Source organism: Bradyrhizobium sp. SZCCHNRI3043, from assembly GCF_032377735.1.
Classification (GTDB): Bacteria; Pseudomonadota; Alphaproteobacteria; order Rhizobiales; family Xanthobacteraceae; genus Bradyrhizobium.
Genome location: NZ_JAUHID010000022.1, coordinates 1 through 20143, shown reverse-complemented (window position 1 = coordinate 20143; position 20143 = coordinate 1). Strand labels below are relative to the sequence as shown.

The following is a 20143-nucleotide window of genomic DNA, read 5'->3' as shown; positions in this document are numbered from 1 at the left end:
GCACCGCGGCCGGCAGGAACGGCAGTTGGCCAAGCCGCCCGAGCATCGGCCCATGTAGGCGCGCCGCCGGCGACGACCAGACCGTATAGGCTTTGGAGACGTTCTCGACTTTGATGGCGAGTGATGGCATCTGCGCAGACTGCGGACGAAGGCCATGCCATCAAACATCAACGAGCAGGCCATGGCAATTGCAACCTTGAAGATGTCCGATATCTATCAATCCGGGGCGAAGGACGGTAGAGAAGAACGACGGAACCGTTGAATACAATTCGTACCGGTATTCTTTCTTGATCTGGGACAACACATTGCCCCGCTGGGCGCCGCTTCTGCCGGCCAAGCTTCGCTTCCGGCACATGCTGGCGGCGCATCACGGCGGACGGACAACGGGCCGGTTCGTGGCTGTCCCGGAGGAACCGCCGCCCGACCCGCGCCGCGCGCCACTTCGCATTCACTTCTGGACACCCAATCCGTGGCCCAGCACCGCCATCCATGTCGATCGGGTCGTACCGGAGTTGCGCCGTCAAGTCGCAGCTCTCGGTCTGCCTTGGCAGATCGATGCCGGAGGCCTCCCCACCGCGCCGGTGGATTGGCTGCTCTGCCTCAAGGCCGTCCCGCCGCGTGGCCTGTGCTCACCGCATCGTACCGTCCTGCTGCAGCCCGACGACGCGGACCGGGTCTGGGCGAATCTCGACCGCTTCGCTCATGTCGTCTCGGTTTCCTCTCCGGTATTCGCATCGTTCTTAGGGACTGCCCATTCCCGCACCTGGTTCATCGAGGAGACCGAAACGGTCGATCTCATCGAAAGCGGCGGCGCCGCGCTCGACGCTGCGGCACCCTCGCAACGACCGCCACTCTTGTTGTGGCATGGTACGCGGGAAAGCCTCGATGGTCTCGTCGCCCTGAAGGACGCGCTCGCTTCGCTCGGCCGCGACACCGATGCCGAACTCGTCATCCTCACGAACCTTCCGGAGCGGAGCGAACAGTGGGGTGCTCTGCCAGTCCGCTACGCCGCCTGGTCGCCCAAAGCGCTGTGCGCGCTGGCAGCCCAGGCCCGGCTGGGCATCGTCCCGGCGCGGCCGTCAGTTCCCGATTCCTATCTCAAGTCTGCCGGTCGCATGCGTGGCCTGTTCGCCCGGGGATGTCCGGCCATCGGCGACGCCCGGTCGCCGGATGTTGTCGCCTTCAGCGAGATCTGCGGCATGCCGTCGGCGCAGACCGCGGATCAATGGCGCGACGCGATTCGGCAGATCTGGAACGATGATCTGCGGCTGGATCGCATTGCGCGTCAGGGACATGCCCAGATGCGCGCGCATTACAATACCGCTCGGACCGCGGCCCAGTGGCTTTGGTTCCTCGGCGGTGGGGCCGAAGGGCCCGACCGCCCCGGCAGCACCCATCCCGCTGCCTTGCCCCGAGACCGCACATGACCGCAACCGGCGAGAACAGCCACTCTTCTTCTGCGGTGGTGCATCGCCGCACGACCTCGTCGCCGCTGACGATCGAGCAGGTCCACACCCGCGCGCAACTGCACGATTTCATCGTCCTGCCGCGAGTGATCTACAACGGGATGCCGGGTTTCGTCGCTCCGCTCGATTTCGAACGGCGGCAGATGCTCGATCCCCGGCACAACTCATTCTTCACGCACGGGCAGGCAGCCTATTGGATCGCCATGCGGAATGGTCGGCCGCAGGGACGCATCTCGGCCCAGATCGATCACGCTGCCACCGGGCCGGAAGCGGCCGACATCGGACTGTTCGGGTGTCTCGACGCGATCGACGACGGCGACGTCGTCAACGCGCTGTTCGTGGCCGCGGAGGCTTGGCTGCGTCGGCAGCGGCGCAAGGTGGCTCGGGGACCGTTCCTGCTGTCGATCAATGGCGAATCTGGCCTCCTCCTGGAAGGGCAACAGGAGCCGCCGATGACGCTGTTCCCATGGCATCCCGGCTATCTCGATGGTCGCGTTCGCGACGCCGGATACGCGCTCGTCCGAGAGTTGCTCTGCTTCGAGTACAATAGAATGGACGTCGGCACCGAGGGGCGTTTCGAACGATTCTCCTCCATGCGACGTCACGCCGGCATCACCACGCGCGACATTCATCTCGACGCCCTCGACGCCGACATGGAGCTGGCGAGGCAGATCTTCAATGATGGTTGGCAGGACAATTGGGGCTTCACCCCGACCACGCAGTCCGATGTGCGTGCACTGACGGCCCAATTCAAGCCGATGCTGTTTTCGGACGCTGGATTTTTCATCGAGGTCGATGGCGAGCCCGCAGCATTCATGCTGGCGATTCCCAACTTGTTCGATGTCGCCGCCGGGCTCGGGCCTGTCCCGAGCCTCGTCGGCTGGCTCAAGCTGTTGATCCGCATCAAACGCGCGAAGTACCGTTCCTTCAGAATTGTCCTACTCGGCATGGCCTCGAAATACCGCAGCAGCGCTCTCCGCGCAGCGATTGCGGCCGTCATGGTCGAGGAACTCTGGAAGCGCGGATCGACGCTGGGCATCGACCGGGCAATAGCCGGGTGGGTTCTCGACAACAACCCCCTGGCGCAATCCCTGACCCGGATCGGATTGCGACAGTCCCACACCTATGGAGTCTACGAGAAGAGCATTGTAGACTGACTTGAAGTTGCCGTAACTAGGCAGCGCAACTTGGCACGCAATCGGAGGCACGATTGACCCAATCGAATGTGGAAAAGGCCGCTCCTGCCGCCTCCCTGGCCGACCAGATCCTTGAAGTCATTGTCAGCGAAGGGAAGATCGACCCGGCCAAGACGACCCCCGATGCGACGCTGGAGAGTCTCGAGATCCAATCCATCGACGTCGTCATGATCCTGATGGCGATCGAGGAGAAGTTCGGCGTCTATGTGCCGATCGACGGCGGCATCGCTGACGTCAAGGACCTGAGCGGATTCGTGCAACAGATCGAAGCCCGCATTCTGGTGGAGCGCAGCTGACGTGTCGCGCCCTCGCGTCGTCGTCACTGGCATGGGCGCGGCTTGCGCGACCGGCAAGGGCATTGACGCCCTCTGGCGCGCAGCCCGCGACGGACAAAGCGCCGTGGGACCGCTCGAGTTCGAGCGGCCGGGCTCGAACCAGATCAAGCTCGCAGCGCAGATCAAATGCTTCGCCCCGGAGAGCTATGTCGAGGCCAAGGTTCTGCCGTTCTGCGACCGATACGCGCAGCTTGCCATCGTCGCTGCGGACGAAGCCCTGTCCCAGGCAGGCCTTGCGCGCGAGGAGCGCCAAGGGCCGACGACCGCCGTGATTCTCGGAACCGGCGTCGGCGGCATCACCACCATCGACGAGCAGTGCTACAGCGCCTACGCGACGAAGTCCCGTCTCAATCCGCTGGCCATTCCGCGCATCATGAGCAGCGCCGCCACCTCGCACCTGAGCATACGCTATGGCTGCACTGGCCCGACCTTCACCATCACGAGCGCCTGCGCCTCATCGGCCCAGGCGATCGGAGTAGGTACCTCGCTGGTCCGGTCCGGCGCGGTGGAGCGGGCGATCGTTGGCGGCAGCGAATCGTCGATGACCGCGCTGAATATCCGCACCTGGGAATTGCTGCGAGTGCTGACCCCGGATGCCTGTCGGCCCTTCTCCACCGGCCGCAACGGCATGGTGCTCGGCGAGGGCGCCGCCATCATGGTGATCGAAAAGCTCGAGACCGCGCGCCGACGCAACGTCGAACCGCTGGCCGAGATCGTCGGCTATGGCACGTCGAGCGATGCTTTCGACATCGTTCGTCCCGACCCCAATGGCGCTCGGTCCGCGATCGAACAGGCGATCGCCGACGCCGGGCTGACGCCCGGCGATATCGACTATGTCAACGCCCATGGCACCGGCACCGTCGCCAACGATATCGCCGAGGCCGAGGCGCTGCAGCGCGTGTTCAGCGACCGGCTGCCCCGCCTCGCAGTGTCGTCCACGAAGCCGATCCACGGCCACGCACTGGGCGCCGGCGGGGCGATCGAACTGGCGATCACCATCATGGCGATGCGCGACAACATTGCGCCGCCGACCATCAACTGGCTCGGTGCCGATGCGAAATGCGGCATCGACCCGGTCGCCAATGCGGCGCGCGCGATGCCGATCCGCGTCGCCATCTCGAACTCCTTCGCCTTCGGAGGCGTCAACGCATGCCTCGCCGTCGCGCGGGCGGATTGACCCTGAGGGATCTGATGTGAGCGGGCCGGACAGCGCGCAGGATCAGGTCAGCATCGGTCCGATTGCGGTCCGCGCTGACAGGGCGGACGTCGCTGCCTTCGTGTCCGCGCTGGGGCTGCAGCGCGGCTTCGGCCCCGTACCGTTTTCCTTTCCGATCCGCTGGCTCAGCCTTCCCGCAATCCGACCAACCGTGATCGGCAGGCTCGGGCTCACCGATGAAATCGTCGTGCAGCAATCGCAGACCTTCACCTATCATGAAGGCCTCGGCCCCGATCGCGACTACGGCTTCGCAGTCGAAGCCCGTCGCGAGCGGACCCCAACGGACCGGACGCTCTTGCGCGGGACCGTGTGCGATTCCGAAGGGCGGATCGTCGCAACGCTCGACACGCTGTTGCGCACGTTTCGTCCCGACGCAGCACGCGACGCCGCACTCCGCTCGCGCCCGATGCCGGACTCGAGCTTTCCGGTGATCGAGACCGGGCCGATCGACATCGCGCAGACCGAGAGCTACGCGGCGGCATCGCTCGACGACAATCCGCTCCACAGCGATCCCGCAACGGCTCGCGCCGCAGGTCTCGACGGCCTGATAATCCACGGCATGCTGGCTATGGGGCAGATCGAAGGCGCGCTCCGCGACTGGATGCCGGCACTGCGGATCAATCGCATCCATGGCAATTTCCTGTTGCCCGTTCCAGTTGGCAGCCGCCTCCTCTTCTCCGGCCGTGTTGTCAAGCGAATGCCATCGGACGTGCCGGGTAGCGGTCGCGCCGAGCAGTTGATCCTGCGCGTTATCGTCTCGACCGATGCGGGGTACGCAGCATGCGTCGCTGAAATCGCGGCGCGCCACGACGGCTGAGGATCGCACATCATGTCCGCCTCCAGTTCGATCGTCATCACCGGAGCCAGCAGCGGCATCGGCCGCGCGCTCGCGATGAACTATGCCGCGCCAGGGATCCACATGGCGCTGTCCGGTCGGGACGAGGGCCGCCTGGAAGAAACGGCAGCACAATGCCGGGCCAACGGCGCAGCCGTCACGACCGCGTCGATCGATGTCCGGGATCGCAATCGAATGGCGGGATGGATCCGCGCCGTCGACGACGCCGCCCCGATCGGGCTCGCGATCGCCGGCGCCGGGGTCACCGCTGGGCTCGGCATCGGCCGGCTGCGGGAAGATCCGGCCGTCGTGCGCAACGTGATCGCAATCAACCTGATCGGCGCCATCAACACCATCGATCCCCTGGCGGAGCGGATGTGCATGCGCGGGCGCGGGACGATCGCCGTCATCGGGTCGATCGGCGCCTTGCGCGGCCTGCCCTCCTGTCCCGCATACAGCGCCAGCAAGGCCGGCCTTCACGCCTATGCCGAGTCGCTTCGTCCCACTCTTGCCGCCCAGGGCGTCACCATCAGCACCGTTGCGCCTGGATTCGTCGACACGGCGCTCAACCGCGACACCGTCTGTCCGAAGCCCCTCATCATGAGTGCCGACCGTGCAGCCGCCATCATACGGCGGCGGCTGGAGCGCGGCGATGCGGTCATCGCATTCCCCCGCCTGCTGGCCTTCGGTCTGCACTTGACCCGCCTGTTGCCGCGGCGCTTGACCGACCTTGCATTCGCCGCAGTCCATGTCGACGTGCCCGAGCGCACCGAACTCTACAACGAGTGACAGGCGACGGCGATGGACGCGCTCTCGATGCTCCCGGTCGCCGCAGCGGCATGGTGGGCGATCTCCTGTGCTCTTCGCATCACGACCATCTCGGCCGCATTGGCGCACCCTCGCTTACGGCACAGGTTGGCTATACGACATGATCGACCGCCGGTCTCGATCGTGATCCCAATCCGCCGGCTGGAGTTCGAAGCCGAAGCGGCCTTCACGTCCGCCTTCGCGCAAGTCTATCCGCAAAGCGAGGTTCTGGTCGCCGCCGCGGAAGACCGCTCGCCGATGATCGAGATCGCCCGGCAGGTCGCTGCGCAATTCCCGGCGGTCGGCGCGCGGATCCTGACCGGAAACGAGCGCATCACTCCGAACCCGAAAGTCAGTAATCTCGCCCCGGCCATCGCAGCGGCGCAACACGACCTGATCCTGATCAAGGACTCGAACATTCTCCTGAGCCCCGACCAACTCGCCGATCTGATGACGAACCTGACCGCCGGCGTCGGCCTCGTCTGCGCGATCCCTGTTGCCGTCGCCCCGACCGGATTCGCCGCCGAACTCGAGCGAGCATTCCTCAATGGGCAGGCCGCTCCGCTGACGCTGGCACTGTCCGCCGCCGGCGCAAACGTCGGCTTCGGCAAGGTCATGCTGTTCGACCGGCGAGATCTGGCACGGGCGGGCGGCATCGGATTGATGGCTTCGGCCTTCGGCGACGATCACGCGCTGTCGCAAGGGCTGGGACGCCTCGGCCTGCGAACGGTGTTCGCAGCCAAGGAGATCCGTCAGGCGATCGGCCGGCGGCCGTTCAGCGAAGTCTGGGACCGCCACCAGCGCTGGATGGTCATTCGTCGAATCCAGGCACCGCTGGCCTTCTGCGGCGAGCCGCTGGTCAGTGGCGCTTTCACGGCCCTGTGCGGCGCCGTGGGCGCTGCAGCCTTCGGAATGCCATCGTGGCTGATGGCGGGCGGGACCCTGCTCGGCTGGGTCTTGCTCGACGTCACCTTCTTCGCGGCCAAAGGCTGGGGCTGGTCCTGGATGTCCCCACTCTCTGGATTGTGCCGGGAAGTCCTGCTTCCCGTGATGTGGCTGAAGGCGCTGCTCGACCGCCGTGTGACCTGGGCCGGACTGCCGTTCGACGTTCCCGCCAAGACCACTTGACTAGACCGCCTGACAAGACCGCCTGATCAGAGGCCCGATCGGACCGCCGCCTGACCGATCGCCGCCGGCGGTTCATGCCGCCGCGCAAGGCCGGCATCGATTGATCCGATCTGCCGGTTCAGGCTTGCGATCACCTCTTTGGAGAACGGCCCAACATGGAGGTAGAGTAGAAATAGAGAGACCACCTGTTTGAGCGCCCTCGGATTGCGGATTGCGCATTCGGCGATGGTCGCAAGGAATCCGCTCAGGAGGTCCGGCCGCCGCGCGGCCAGGAACCAGAGCAGGCGCACGACCGTCGCCGCATCGTTCAAAACCACCCGCCAGGGCACCGAGGCATTGATGCGAGCCGGGACCAGCAGGCGGGCGACCGCCCGGATCCGGCCGAAGAAGGCCGCAGGCCGATTGACCCGTTCCAATATCGAGCGGTAGTCGCCCAACACGTCGCGCCGCGCCCGGGCGGTTCGGAAATTGAGGCCCTCGGTGCATTGATCGCCGCCATCGGCGCTGCTGACGAAGCTGAAATCGACGTCAGGGTTCAGCCGCCCCTCGCGTTCGAGTCGTCGCGAGAGCTGGGTCTGCGGCAGCGCGGTCAGCAGGCCGACCATACAGATCGGCAGCCCGGCCGTTTCGATGCAGGAGACCATCTCGTCGGCGATCCGCTCGTGTTCGTTGTCGAATCCAACCACGAAACCTGCGGTCACGAACATTCCGGCACGGTAGATCTTGTGGACGCAGTCGGCGAGATTGCGCCGCATATTCTGCTTCTTCTGGGTGGACAGCAGTGCGTCCTCGTTGGGGCTTTCGATCCCAATGAAGACCGCCCCGAAATTCGCGTCGCGCATCAAGTGCAGGAGGACGTCGTCGTCGGCGAGGTTGATCGAGGCCTGCGTGCTGAACGTGAAGGGATAGCCGTGCGCCTTTTGCCAGGCGCATAGATGCGGCAGAAACTGCTTCACCGCCTTCTTGTTGCCGATCAGATTGTCGTCGACGAAATCGACATGGCCGCGATAACCGAGCCGGTAGAGATTCTCCAGCTCGCCGAGCAACTGTTCAACGGTCTTGGCGCGCGGCACCCGTCCGTAGAGCTCGATGATGTCGCAGAACTCGCAGATGAACGGACAGCCCCGCGAAAACTGGACGGACAAAGCCAGATAATGGTCGAGCTTGAGAAGGTCGAAACGCGGGAGCGGACTCTTGGTCACATCGACGGTGAATTTCTCCGCCTCGAACAGCCCGCGGCGCTCGCCCGCATCCCAGGACTCTATGAAGGCGGCCATCGTCGCTTCGACCTCACCCGGCATGCGAAAGTCCGCATGACTGTAGGCATCCGGACTGGAGGTGATGTCCGGCCCGCCGACGACAACCGGTTTGCCGCGGGATTGACCGAGTTCGATCAGGCGCAGCGTGTCGGCTCGCTGCGGGATCATGCCGCCGGTCATGACCATGTCGGCCCAGGCGAGATCGCATTCGCCGACCTCCTCCGCATTGCGATCGATGAGGCGGACCGACCATTCCTTCGGCAGCATCGCCGCGACGGTGATCAGGCCGAGCGGCGGCTCCATGCGCCGCTTGCCGGCGATCCGGCACGTCGTCGTCAGGCTCCAGAACGACGTCAGATCGAAGCGAGGATAAACGAGGAGGACGTTGCATCGTGTCGCTGCCATGAACTCCCTCCAGATCCTGCCGACCGCAGCCGCTTAGTATCCCATCAGACCGCAACAGCGGGCGCAGACCGGCATGAGCCCGTCGCGACCGATGCTCGCCCGGAACTTCCTGTACGGCTCGGAATTCCATAATTCGGTGATCGTCGACGTCTTGACGTTGCCGACGACGTAGTCGTGGTAGTCGCGGCACGGCGAGACATCGCCGTTGCTGTTGATCTCGACCGCCTGGAAGATCGCCGCACATTCGTCATAGCCGAAGTGCTCCTGGTGATCGGTGTAATACGTCGTCAGCTTGTCAGAGCCGGAGATCGGCGGAATCAACGCGACCGCAGGCGATGACCAGCCGGACGATCGTTCCATCACCGCCCGTAGCTGATCGTCCAGCGCCTCCGTGCTGCTGGGCTTCCAGTTTCCGACCCAGCCGTGATGGCGGGTCGGATAGAAGCCGAAGCGGCGAAAGAAATCCTTCTCGTGCGCCTCCGCGTTACCTTGGTCGATCCACCATGACAGATAGAAGACAAACAGATCGACCTTGTCCCGAAAGGCATCGTAGATGTCGACCAGATGCTTGCAGTTGGCCTGCGAGATCACGGTCAGGGCGGCGATGAAGGGCAGCCCGCGGCCGTGCTTCGCTCGCGCCTCGGCAACCGCATCCAGCCCGCGGCAAAGCTCGTGGAAATTGTCGCCGCCGCCCCCCGCGGCCGGTCGCAGCGCATTGTGCAGGTCAGCGCGATGGCCGTCGACCGACACCTGCAACAGGAAGAGCGGCGCCTTGGCCAGCCGTTCGGCGGAGGCAGCCACCCGCGTACCGTTGGTCGCGATGCTCACCGGCAGCCCGAGTTCGGTAGCGCCCTCGATCAGGTCGAGGATGCCGTCATAGAGCATCGGCTCGCCGCCCCAGAAGTAGACCAGCGGGCCATGACCATGGTCGACGAGGTCGTGCAGCAATTCGAGATAGCGACCGGTCGGGATCTCGCGCTCCTTCAGATGCCGAAGGCTGGAGTTGAGCAGATAGCCATTGTCGCCCCACTGGCCGCAGGTATGGCAGCGCAGATTGCAGCGGTCGGTCAGACGGAAGCTCGCTTGGCGAATCCTACCGGCCTCGCCTTCCGCACGACTGATCCGGAACTTGCTGAAAATCCGCTTGTCAGCCTCCATCTGGATCAGCTTGGTTGCGATCCATGGATGCGGAAGGACTCGTCGCGCGTAGCGCGCCGCAGTTAGTATCCCCAGGCTGCTCGTCTTTGCCATGACTTCCCGACCGTCGTCGTCCCATCAAGCCCGATCCGAAGCCGCGACGCCGTGCGGCGCCAGCATCATCTTCCAATCAAGCCAGCTTCACCAACTTCGACACCTCGGCTACGGCGTCGACCGCCGCCCGGATCTGATCCGGCGTGTGGGCAGCGGAGACGCTGAAGCGCAACACCACGTCTCCGTCGGGTGTCGCCGGCGGCACCAGCAAATTGACGTAGATGCCGCGATCGAGCAGTGCCTTCCAGAATTCATAGCCGGCGGCCAGCCCCGGCATCCGGATGCTCCCCACGGGGCCGGGGTCCGCGCATGGCCGGATGCCGATCCCGGCGAGGCCGTCATGCATGGCTCGCGCGTTGCGCCAGAGGTCGTCCCGCAATTTCGGCTCCCCTCCGATGAGGTGAAGCGCCCGCCGCGCCGCCGCCACGATCGGAGGTGGGAGCGATGCGGTGTAGAGATACGGCCTGCTCATGAAGCGCAGCGCGCGCAACGCACTCGAATCGCTCACGGCGTAGCCACCGATTCCGCCAAGGCTCTTGCTGAAGGTGCCGACGATCACATCGACATTGGCTTCGACGCCGAGGTGTTCGGCGATGCCGCGGCCGTAGCGCCCATAGATGCCGAGCGAATGGGCCTCGTCGACGATGACCACCGCTCCATGGCGCCGCGCGACGGTCGTCAGCCCCTTGAGCTCGCCAAGGTCGCCTCGAACGCTGTAGAGCCCCTCGCAGATCACCAACGTCTGCGGTCCAGGGACGTTGCTGCGCGCAAATCGGCTGTCGAGATCGCTGCGGTCATTGTGAGCGAAGCTCTCCACCTGGGCGCCACTCAACCGACAGGCATCGAAGATGCTGGCGTGGCAATGGGCATCGACAAAAATCATGTCGCCCTTGCGGGCGAGCGCCGAAGTCACGCCCAGATTGGCCATGAATCCCGTGCTGAAAATCACCGCGTCGCGCCGACCATAGAGGGTCGCGATGTCCTCCTCGAGCATCACGTGGAGACGGTGATTGCCTGCAGCGACCCGCGAAGCCGTGGAGCCCGTCCCGTAGTGTCGCGCAGCCTCGACCGAGGCCTCGATGCACGCCGGATTGAAGTTGAGCCCAAGATAGCTGTTGGTACCGAACATCAACGTTCGGCGGCCTGCGACCATAGCGGTGACGGTGTCCACGACATCATCGACGACGATGCTCAGCGGGTTGGTTCGCGAATCGGCCAGCCTCTCCAGCGAGCTGCCGAGGCGATCTGCACGCGCCAATATCCCGTTTCCGCCGTTGTCCATAAGCCGATCCGTCCAAGTAATCGATGAGTCGCCCGAACTACCCGTCAAGGACACGGCGGCGCGATCGCGTTCGGCAATTGATCGTGCGGTCCATTGGCAAAAACGGCGGCGCCCCCGTCCCACAAAGCTAGTCCGGCGTGCAGCGCCGGCACGCCGGTCATTCCGAGCCGCATCGAAACGGCGGGCGTGGCGGACGGTGCGGCCATCGCCCCGCCGCGGCGCCTGAGGGCGAGGATGAGTGCCAGCGCCAACTCGGCCAGAAAGAGCCCGCCGACCGCCCATGTCGTCCGCAAGTCCACCAGCGTCTGCTCGATGGTGAGCACCATGAAGAAATGCAGCGCCCCGATCGCGGCGCAGACGAGCAAGGCACGCGGACCTCGGCGGTCGCCGAAGCTGCGCCAGACGGGAAGCAGTTCGAGGCCGAGCCAGGTGTGGAGGAGCGCGAGAAGCGGGATTCCCAGGCGGTTGAGAGCCTCATGAATCCATTCGCGCGCCGTCCCCGGGTCGGCCATGGCCTTGGAGCGGCCATCGAGGAAGTCCTGCAGGGGCACTTCGTCGATGATCGTATAGTCACGCTTGACGCCTCCGAAGCCATATTCGTTCAGTGGTACGAATATACGAGCATAGGCGACGCTCCTGACCTCCGACTGTCCGTTCCGCAAGCTCTGAACGGTCCCGTCGAGCAGCACTAAGCCGCTTTCTTCCCCCTGCCTTTCGAACACCGCGTAACGAGCTTTGAAGACCCGCTCCTCGCCGTCGGACATCTCCTGCCGGATGAAGACATCGGCAAGCTCGTTGCCCTTGATGTAGTTCCTGAAATAGAAGACCTGACGACCATGATCGAACTGATTGAAAACGCCGACCTTGAGCAACGCCGGATTTACCCCGCGCCGCAGCGAGAACAGCACGTCGTGGAGATGCCCTGAGGTTAGCGGAACGACCCAACAGGTCAGCAAATAGCCGAGCGCCACCGCGGCGAACGCGACGGCAAAACCCGGCAACCGCGCAGCGAAGGTCGAGCGACCGCTCGAATAGATCACGATCAGGATCCCATCTGCTGCAAACCTGCCGTAGGACCAGACGATCGCGATCGCAACCAACGCCGGGAGAACATGGAAGAGGATCATCGGCCCAGTGCTGGCGAGCGCGGGCCACACCAAGCTGGTATAGAGCGCCTCTTCGCCCAGATGGCTGATCAGAGAGATCAGAATCACCGGCGCGACGACAGCCGCAACGGCGACGGCCGAAGCAAGCAAAATCTGCCGTGTCAGATATCTGTCAATGACCCCAACTAGCACGCTTCGCCCCTGGCAGCAGTTCCACTCCGGGGGGACGGTCCTTCCTAGGAATCGTTCCCACCACGGCCCCCAAAGCCGTATTGCCGGCGACTGTCTCTTACCGCCGACACTAGACATACGAAAATTATACTATCTTGGCGAGCATGTCATGAAAACGCCGCCGGCCATCCACATTTCGCGCCGCTCTTGCGGGCAGCGGCCGAATACGGTCAATGGTTCGCGGCAATGACGTCTTTGGACAATTTTCCACGTCCACAGCCATCCGACCCGCCGTGTGGACGCCCCGACCAACCGCCGACGGAACCGACCGACGCGGTACTGTCGTCACGAAGCGTAGGCTCACTGAGCAGCAATGCAGAAGCTCATCAATCTCGCGATTTTCATCGACGATCTTGGTGTCGGCGGGACCCAGAACTGGCTGACTCTCCTGGTGCCGGCGCTGGCCGCGCGCGGTTTCGCAGTGCGCGTCTACGGCATGCGTGCAATCGCGCATCCCGAAATCCTCGAACGTCTGGCGCCTTACGCCGAAGTTCAAATCATCGGCGAAGGCCGCCTGTGGGCAGGACCCGGACTGCTGCGCCTGGCGCAGGAGCTCCGAACCTGGCCGGCACAGGTCGTGCAGACGGCACTGCCGACCTCCGACATGATCGGCCGCTTGCTGGCATGGCTGACGGGGGTACCGGCGGTCTTTTCTACCATCCGTGGCCGGAACGTCGACAAACCAAGCTGGCAGAGGTGGCTCGATCGCCGCACCGCACACTTGGCCAGGGCGGTCGTCTTCAATGACCGCGAGGCGGTGCCGTTTGCGATCCGCCACGAGGGTATACGCGCAGGCCAGGTCGTCTACATTCCCAATGGCGTTTCGATCACGACGGCGCGCCGGCCACCCGGCGACGTGCGCAGGGAACTACAGACGTCCGCGGAAGCGACCGTGCTCGCGACCGTCGCCCGCCTCCATCCGTCCAAGGGACAACAATATCTGTTGCGCGCCTTCCGTCTCGTTCGCGAGCGCTACCCCGGCGCGGTTCTGTGGCTCGTCGGCGACGGTGAGTGTCGAGCAGCCTTGGAGCGCGAAGCTGACGAGCTCGGGATAACGACGTTCGTCCGCTTCGCGGGCACCCGGCGCGACGTGCGCGACATCCTCGATGCCGTCGATCTCTTCGCGCTTCCCTCGTTGTGGGAAGGCATGCCCAATGCACTGATGGAGGCCATGGCCGCGAGCCGGCCGGTGGTCGCTTCCGATGTCGACGCCATCCGCGAACTGGTGATCCACGGCAAGACCGGCTGGATGGTCAGACCGGGCGACGCCGACGCTCTTGCACGCTGCATGATGGATATCCTGGCGGATCCCGCCCGGGCAGCCGACATCGGCCAGGCAGGCTTGCGGCACGTTCGCGAGCATTTCTCACTGGATGGCATGGCGGATGCCTACGCGACATTGTATCGCGACGGCCTGAAGGACGCGGCACTGCGCGTGGGAGCCCCGTTGCGATGAAGATCATTCATATCCTCGACAATCTCGATCGCGGCGGAGCTCAAACCATGCTGCGCAGCGTGGTGGCCGGCCTCACGGCGCGCGGCCACATCCAGCACATCATTTGCCTCAACGAGATATTCAACGAAGAGGTCGTCGCTGCCATGCGCGCCGCCGGAGCCAGCGTCGAGATCATCGGGCGGCCGCGCCTGTACGGCCTGATCGGTCTTTGGCACCTCGCCGCGGAATTGCGGCGGCGCCGGCCGGATCTCGTCCACACCGAACTCCCGTGGGGCGATCTGATCGGACGTACCGCCGCGCGCGTCGCCGGCATTGCCCCGATTGTCTCGACTGTGACCGCCCGCTACGCGGACAAACCGCGGCTGCAATTGTGGTTCGATCGCAAGACCGCGGCCTGGGCCGACCGCGTGGCCTTCCAGAGCGCCGAAATCGTTCCCTTCTCGCTCGCGCATGAAGGTGTCCGGCGCGACCAGGTTCAGGTCATTCCGAACGGGGTCGATGCGGACGACCGTGACCGTTCCGTTGCAGCATCCGCCCTGCGCCGGGACCATGGCGGCGGCGCCACCACCATCCTCGGCATGGTCGCACGGTTGCACCCACAGAAGGCCCACCCCGATCTCCTCGAGGCGTTCGCAAAGCTGGCGTGTTCGGACGTTCGCCTCTGGCTGGTTGGCGACGGACCCGATCGCGCGCAACTCATGGAGCAGGCGCGCGCGCTCGGCATCGCCGATCGCGTGGTCTTCGCCGGCGACCGCGGCAACGTTCGCGACTGGATCGCCGCGATGGATATCTTCGTTCATCCGACTTATTTCGAGGGTCTGCCGCTCGCGGTGCTCGAGGCCATGGCCATGGGCAAACCGGTGATTACCTCGCCGGTCGATGGGCTTCGCAGCCTGATCACCTCCGGCGTCGACGGCTGGCTGGTGCCGCCCGGCAATCCCGACGCGCTCGCCGAGATCATCGGCCATGTCGTCGCCCATCCCGAGGAACGGGCCCGCGTTGCCGCGAGGGGCGCGATCCGCGCGCTGTCGCAATACGGCTCGGATCGAGTGGTCGCAGCCTACGAAACGCTGTTCAAGTCCGTGCTCGAGGCCCGGAGCGCGGGGAGCGGCGCCAACGGCCGTCGATGAACGCGTCGATCGCGGCAAAGGCCGCATCGTTGCCGCAAAAATCTCCGTGACCGATCCGGGCGCGATAGCTCTCCAGCCGCACTTCGAATTCGTGCAGGATCCGCGACGAGAAAGTCGCCAGATCGGCACGCATGCCGTAACCGAGCCGCTCCAGATAGTACGCGTTGAGAAACTGCTCGAAGGCGCCACGGACCGGAATCGACAACACCGGCTTGCCGAGATGCAGCGCCTCGGAGATGAGCGTATGGCCACCGCCGCAGACGACGAAGGCGCAGGACGCCAGATCATCGAGAAACGATTGCTCGTCGAATGCCTTGAAGTCGACGCGACCCAGGCTGCAGCGCTCGCCCAGGCCGTAGACGCGGACAGGCCGGCCAAGCGTGGCGAGATGCTCGACGAAGGCCGGGAACGTCGGATAGCCCTGATAGGCGACGACGTGGTCACCCGTCGTCGGCCGGCGCGCAACGACGTCGCGCCGCAGCAGCGGCGGCAGTTGCCGAAGCCAGGGGCTCGCCGCCCGCGCGGGAACGTCGAAGAAATTGCAGACGAGGTACTGGTCGGCCGAACTGAACAGAAGCCGGACCGCCGCAGCCGTCGCTAACCGGCTCGACATCTGGCCCAGAGGGCATGTGATCCGTCCCATGGTGATGACATGTTGATTGTCGAGCGACAGGCAGGCCACTCCTATCCTGCGCGCCACCCGCGGCACGAAGAACTCGTAGTCGGTCATGGCAAAGTCCGGGACGAAGGCCTCGGCCGCCTGCTCGACCCGGCGGCGCCAATGTGCGCCATTGCTGAGTGTCGCCGCGGTACGCAGCAACGCCGCCGGAGCATCGACCCGATGCGAGCCCACGGGCGTAACCGGATTGGGACACTCGAATACCCGGAATTGGCCCCCGAGCAGGCGCGCCGCTTCTCCATGACAGACGAACAGGAAGTCGTGCTGGGAATAATGCTGAGCCAGGGTCAAGGCGCGGATCGCGTGCCCCCGGCCGGTCCCATGCACGCCATAGAGAATGCGCGCCATGACTTCAGACCGACGCGCCGGCAGGCGGGTGAAGCGGCGGCCAGCGCCGCGAAAGACAATTCACCATCGACCCGTTCATTCCTTGCGCCGACAGTCCCGCAGGACCGTCGCCTTGCCCTTCGACTCATCTTATGGTTGTTATTGGTTGCTGAACATTCTAACGAGCAAGGATCGTGTCGAGAAGAGCGTCCAGGCGCATCAGCGAGAACAGTTTGGTTACGGGCGGCGCCGGCTTCATCGGTTCGCATCTGTGCGAGCGACTGATTTCCGACGGCCATCAGGTCGTCTGCGTCGACAATTTCTTCACCGGCACACGCCGCAATATCGAGCCCCTTCTCGACGATAGGAATTTCGAGCTGCTTCGGCACGACGTGACGTTTCCTCTCTATGTCGAGGTCGACAGCATCTACAACCTCGCCTGCCCCGCCTCGCCGGTCCATTACCAGCACGATCCCGTGCAGACGACCAAGACCAGCGTTCACGGCGCCATCAACATGCTAGGGCTGGCGAAACGGCTCAAGGCCATGATCCTTCAGGCCTCGACCTCGGAAGTCTACGGCGACCCGGAGAAGCACCCACAGACGGAGGACTATTGGGGCAACGTCAATCCGATCGGTCCGAGGTCCTGTTATGATGAAGGTAAGCGCTGCGCCGAGACGCTGTTCTTCGATTATTGGCGCCAGCACCGCTTACAGATCAAGGTGGCCAGAATCTTCAATACCTACGGGCCTCGCATGCACCCCCACGACGGGCGCGTCGTCTCGAACTTCATCGTCCAGGCGCTGCTCGGCAAGCCGATCACCCTGTATGGCAACGGGTCGCAGACGCGATCGTTCTGCTATGTCGACGACATGGTCGATGCGCTCGTCCGCCTCGCCGCGACCCCCGACGATGTGACCGGACCGGTCAATCTCGGCAACCCCGCCGAGATCTCGATCCAGGAACTCGCCAGGACCATCATCGACTTGTGCAATTCGCGGTCTGCCATCGTATGCGGGAAGCGACCGGTGGATGATCCATGTCGGCGACGGCCCGACATAGCGTGCGCCGAAGCTGTCCTGTCATGGCAGCCGAGGATTGGCCTTACCGAAGGCCTGACCAGGACCATCGCCTATTTCGACCGGCTCCTGTCCGAGGATGCTGTCCGCCGATCCCTGCTGGACGACCCGGATTGAGGTGACGGGCCTCGGTTTGGACCGGTCGACGGAATCTCGCTCGCCAGCGTCTGATGCCTGCGCGAGAAGTGGCAAGACGACCTGGGCGGAGCGCAGACTCTCGCTCAGCTCCAAGTAAATTGGCTGCCAGAAACAAGCGGGCATCATGAGAGTGCAGGGCAATCTTTTCGCAGCAACCGCCTTCGGAGGGCCAGACTCCTGGCACGCCTGAGGGTTTCAGAACAACAAAGTCGGGAAAATTTAAAATACTGACTTCGCTTCAGAAATCTGGCTGGGGCGGGAGGGATCGAACCTCCGAATGGCGGAATCAAAATCCGCTGCCTTACCGCTTGGCTACGCCCCATCAGGCCCGGCGGATCGACGTGGCGCGCGGGCGCCATGCGATTCCGGGTCGGCGCCCGTGGTCTACAGAGCGCGCCCGCCCATTTCAACCGCGCCGCCGCAGGAATTTTGCAGGCCCCTCCGGTGATCCGCCGCCCAGGCCAATTCGTCAATGCCGGCAAGCCCTTATCCTGCTCGTTGGAAGCCGCCGCGGCGCCCGGCCGCAGCGCCACGCGAAAAAGTTGAGACCCGGCCGGTTTCATGGGATGACGGCGGCCAAACCGGCCACATCGAGCCCCGAGGACACGCCATGACCTATCGCGCCCCGCTCAACGACATGCTGCTCGCCCTCAACCACGGCGCCGGGCTGAAGGCGGCGGTCGAGGCCGGCCATTACGGCGATTTCGACCCCGACATCACCGCGGCCGTGCTCGAGGAAGCCGGCAAATTCGCGAGCGACGTGCTCGCCCCGCTCAACCACATCGGCGACAGGAACGGCGTCAAGCTCGCCGATAAGAAGGTCACCACCGCGCCCGGCTGGCCGGACGCCTACAAGCGCTGGACCGAGGCCGGCTGGAACGCGGTGTCCGGTCCCGAGGCGCATGGCGGCCAGGGCCTGCCGCTCGCCATCAACGCCGCCTGCACCGAGATCTGGAGCGCGGCCAACGTCGCCTTCGGCCTGTGCCCGCTGCTGACCTTGTCGGCCATCGAGGCGCTCGACGCCCACGGCAGCAAGGAGCTGAAGGACATCTATCTCGGCAAGCTGATCTCCGGCGAATGGACCGGAACGATGCAGCTCACCGAGCCGCAGGCCGGCTCCGACGTCGGCGCCTTGCGCACCCGCGCCGAGCGCGCCGCGGATGGCACCTACCGCATCACCGGAGCCAAGATCTTCATCACCTATGGCGACCACGACATGACCGACAACATCGTGCATTTCGTGCTCGCGCGGCTGCCGGACGCGCCGGCCGGCACCAAGGGCATCTCTCTCTTCCTGATCCCGAAATTCCTCGTCAACGCCGATGGCTCGCTCGGCGCCCGCAACGACATCTATGCCTCCGGCATCGAGCACAAGCTCGGCATGCATGCCTCGCCGACCTGCACCATGACGATGGGCGATCACGGCGGCGCCATCGGCTATCTCATTGGCGAAGAAAACGCCGGCATGCGCTGCATGTTCACGATGATGAACCAGGCGCGGCTCGGCGTCGGCCTCGAAGGTGTCGGCGTCGCCGATCGCGCCTATCAGCAGGCGCTGGCCTACGCGCAGGAGCGCAAACAGGGCCGCGCCGTGGGAGCTAAGGGCACAGGCTCTGACGCGATCATCGCCCATCCCGACGTCAAGCGCATGCTGATGCAGATGCGCGTCCTCACCGCCGCGTCTCGCTCGATCTGCTACGCGACCGCCGTCGCACTCGACGTGTCCGTGCGCGCCAAGGATCCGGCGGTGCGCACTGAAGCCGCCGCGCGCGGCGCGCTGCTGACGCCGATCGCAAAGGCGTTCTCCACCGACATCGGCAACGAGGTCGCCTATCTCGGCGTGCAGATCCATGGCGGCATGGGCTTCATCGAGGAGACCGGCGCCGCGCAGCACTATCGCGACGCGCGCATCACCGCGATCTACGAGGGCACCAATGGCATCCAGGCGATCGACCTCGTCACCCGCAAGCTGGGTGCGAACGGCGGCGCCTCGGTGTTCAAGCTGCTCGACGAGCTCACCGAGATCGTCCGCCGCGTCGAGGCCTCGAACGATCCGGCCTTCGGCACCACTGGCGCCAAGCTGCGCGAGGCGCTCGGCGCGCTCGACCGCTCCAGCCGCTGGCTGCTGGACAAGCTCGGCACCGCGCCGAACGATGCGCTCGCCGGCGCCACGCCTTACCTGCGCCTGTTCGGCTCGGCGCTCGGCGGCTGCATGCTGGCCAACGAGGCGCTGGCCGCGCGCAGCGAGAACGAGACCGAGGGGGCGCGTCACGTCGCGCTCGCCCGGTTCTTCGCCGAGACCTTCGCGGTGCAGGCCCCGTCCCTGGAAAAGACCGTCACCGACGGCGCCGACGCCGTGCTCGCGGCGGAGGCCGTGCTGGTGGCGTGAGCGGCGAGCGTCGCGACCCAGACCAGCGAGTTCAGCCTCCCGCACCAAAGCTCGCTGCCGGGCTCCCACCCTCCCCTGGAGGGTCGCCTCGCGGGGCGCGCAGCGACGCGTGAGGCGGGGTGGGGTGATCTCTCCGCGGATGCTTGTGCCAACGGAGAGATCACCCCACCCCGATCCCGCGCTACGCGCGCGATCGACCCTCCCCCTCCAGGGGAGGGTGTCCCGAGTTCGCCGCTTCATTGATCCACATCTGAAACATCTATCCGAACAGCCTGTCGCGATGAGATGAGCATCCGCGTCCTCGCGACGCATTCCGCGCCCGAGCTATGCTCTCGAAACCCGCCCTCACCGAGTGGAGGGCGCAGGGAAGGCCGGGCGCTGGCCGATCGGGATAGGGGGGAGTCTCGCGACTCCACCCCTCCCACACC

16 protein-coding genes and 1 tRNA gene are annotated in these 20143 nt (G+C 65.0%); 11 read left to right on the top strand and 6 right to left on the bottom strand.

What is annotated here, in order from left to right:
- Positions 1-287: 287 nt before the first annotated feature.
- From QX124_RS28270 to QX124_RS28240, 7 genes are all read left to right on the top strand, one after another.
- Entirely contained in the window at positions 288-1427 is a 1140-nt protein-coding gene (locus QX124_RS28270) for a hypothetical protein (RefSeq protein ID WP_315798893.1), read from the top strand.
- Positions 1424-2623 carry a hypothetical protein gene (locus QX124_RS28265; protein ID WP_315798892.1) on the top strand — a complete coding sequence of 400 codons (1200 nt, stop codon included), beginning with the start codon at positions 1424-1426 and terminating at the stop codon, positions 2621-2623. The genes QX124_RS28270 and QX124_RS28265 overlap by 4 nt, the downstream gene beginning before the upstream one ends.
- Before the next feature lie 68 nt (positions 2624-2691).
- A complete protein-coding gene (locus QX124_RS28260; RefSeq protein WP_315741085.1) occupies positions 2692-2958 on the top strand; it encodes an acyl carrier protein in 267 nt (88 codons plus the stop codon).
- A gap of 1 nt (position 2959) precedes the next feature.
- Entirely contained in the window at positions 2960-4174 is a 1215-nt protein-coding gene (locus QX124_RS28255) for a beta-ketoacyl-[acyl-carrier-protein] synthase family protein (protein WP_315798891.1), read from the top strand.
- A gap of 16 nt (positions 4175-4190) precedes the next feature.
- On the top strand, positions 4191-5030 hold the full coding sequence (locus QX124_RS28250) for a MaoC family dehydratase (RefSeq protein WP_315798890.1): 840 nt from the start codon (positions 4191-4193) through the stop codon (positions 5028-5030).
- Between the two features lie 12 nt (positions 5031-5042).
- Positions 5043-5837, top strand: a complete 795-nt coding sequence (locus QX124_RS28245) for an SDR family NAD(P)-dependent oxidoreductase (RefSeq protein ID WP_315798889.1) — start codon at positions 5043-5045, stop codon at positions 5835-5837.
- Positions 5838-5849: 12 nt separating this feature from the next.
- Positions 5850-6983: a glycosyltransferase gene (locus QX124_RS28240; protein ID WP_315798888.1), complete on the top strand. Its 1134-nt coding sequence runs from the start codon at positions 5850-5852 to the stop codon at positions 6981-6983.
- A gap of 26 nt (positions 6984-7009) precedes the next feature.
- Here the strand turns inward: QX124_RS28240 and QX124_RS28235 are convergent, their stop codons facing one another.
- The 4 genes from QX124_RS28235 to QX124_RS28220 all read right to left on the bottom strand — a co-directional run bounded on the left by QX124_RS28235 (position 7010) and on the right by QX124_RS28220 (position 12478).
- A complete protein-coding gene (locus QX124_RS28235; RefSeq protein WP_315798887.1) occupies positions 7010-8545 on the bottom strand; it encodes a B12-binding domain-containing radical SAM protein in 1536 nt (511 codons plus the stop codon).
- 135 nt (positions 8546-8680) lie between these two features.
- On the bottom strand, positions 8681-9898 hold the full coding sequence (locus QX124_RS28230) for a radical SAM protein (protein ID WP_315717191.1): 1218 nt from the start codon (positions 9896-9898) through the stop codon (positions 8681-8683).
- Positions 9899-9974: 76 nt separating this feature from the next.
- Positions 9975-11180 carry a pyridoxal phosphate-dependent aminotransferase family protein gene (locus QX124_RS28225; RefSeq protein WP_315776280.1) on the bottom strand — a complete coding sequence of 402 codons (1206 nt, stop codon included), beginning with the start codon at positions 11178-11180 and terminating at the stop codon, positions 9975-9977.
- A gap of 44 nt (positions 11181-11224) precedes the next feature.
- Positions 11225-12478, bottom strand: coding sequence for an LptF/LptG family permease (locus QX124_RS28220; RefSeq protein ID WP_315782541.1), 1254 nt, complete (start codon positions 12476-12478; stop codon positions 11225-11227).
- Between the two features lie 352 nt (positions 12479-12830).
- Between QX124_RS28220 and QX124_RS28215 the strand changes: the two genes are divergently transcribed.
- Positions 12831-13973 carry a glycosyltransferase gene (locus tag QX124_RS28215; protein WP_315776278.1) on the top strand — a complete coding sequence of 381 codons (1143 nt, stop codon included), beginning with the start codon at positions 12831-12833 and terminating at the stop codon, positions 13971-13973.
- On the top strand, positions 13970-15103 hold the full coding sequence (locus tag QX124_RS28210; RefSeq protein WP_315798886.1) for a glycosyltransferase: 1134 nt from the start codon (positions 13970-13972) through the stop codon (positions 15101-15103). The genes QX124_RS28215 and QX124_RS28210 overlap by 4 nt, the downstream gene beginning before the upstream one ends.
- On the opposite strand, the gene QX124_RS28205 is transcribed toward QX124_RS28210, so the two are convergent.
- A complete protein-coding gene (locus tag QX124_RS28205) occupies positions 15048-16130 on the bottom strand; it encodes a glycosyltransferase family protein (protein ID WP_315798885.1) in 1083 nt (360 codons plus the stop codon). The genes QX124_RS28210 and QX124_RS28205 overlap by 56 nt on opposite strands.
- 173 nt (positions 16131-16303) lie before the next feature.
- Here QX124_RS28205 and QX124_RS28200 point away from each other — a divergent pair, with 173 nt between their 5' ends.
- Positions 16304-17305: a UDP-glucuronic acid decarboxylase family protein gene (locus QX124_RS28200; protein WP_315741074.1), complete on the top strand. Its 1002-nt coding sequence runs from the start codon at positions 16304-16306 to the stop codon at positions 17303-17305.
- Between the two features lie 268 nt (positions 17306-17573).
- On the opposite strand, the gene QX124_RS28195 is transcribed toward QX124_RS28200, so the two are convergent.
- Positions 17574-17648 (bottom strand) — tRNA-Gln (locus QX124_RS28195).
- 288 nt (positions 17649-17936) lie between these two features.
- Between QX124_RS28195 and QX124_RS28190 the strand changes: the two genes are divergently transcribed.
- A complete protein-coding gene (locus QX124_RS28190) occupies positions 17937-19715 on the top strand; it encodes an acyl-CoA dehydrogenase (protein WP_315798884.1) in 1779 nt (592 codons plus the stop codon).
- Positions 19716-20143 lie beyond the last annotated feature (428 nt).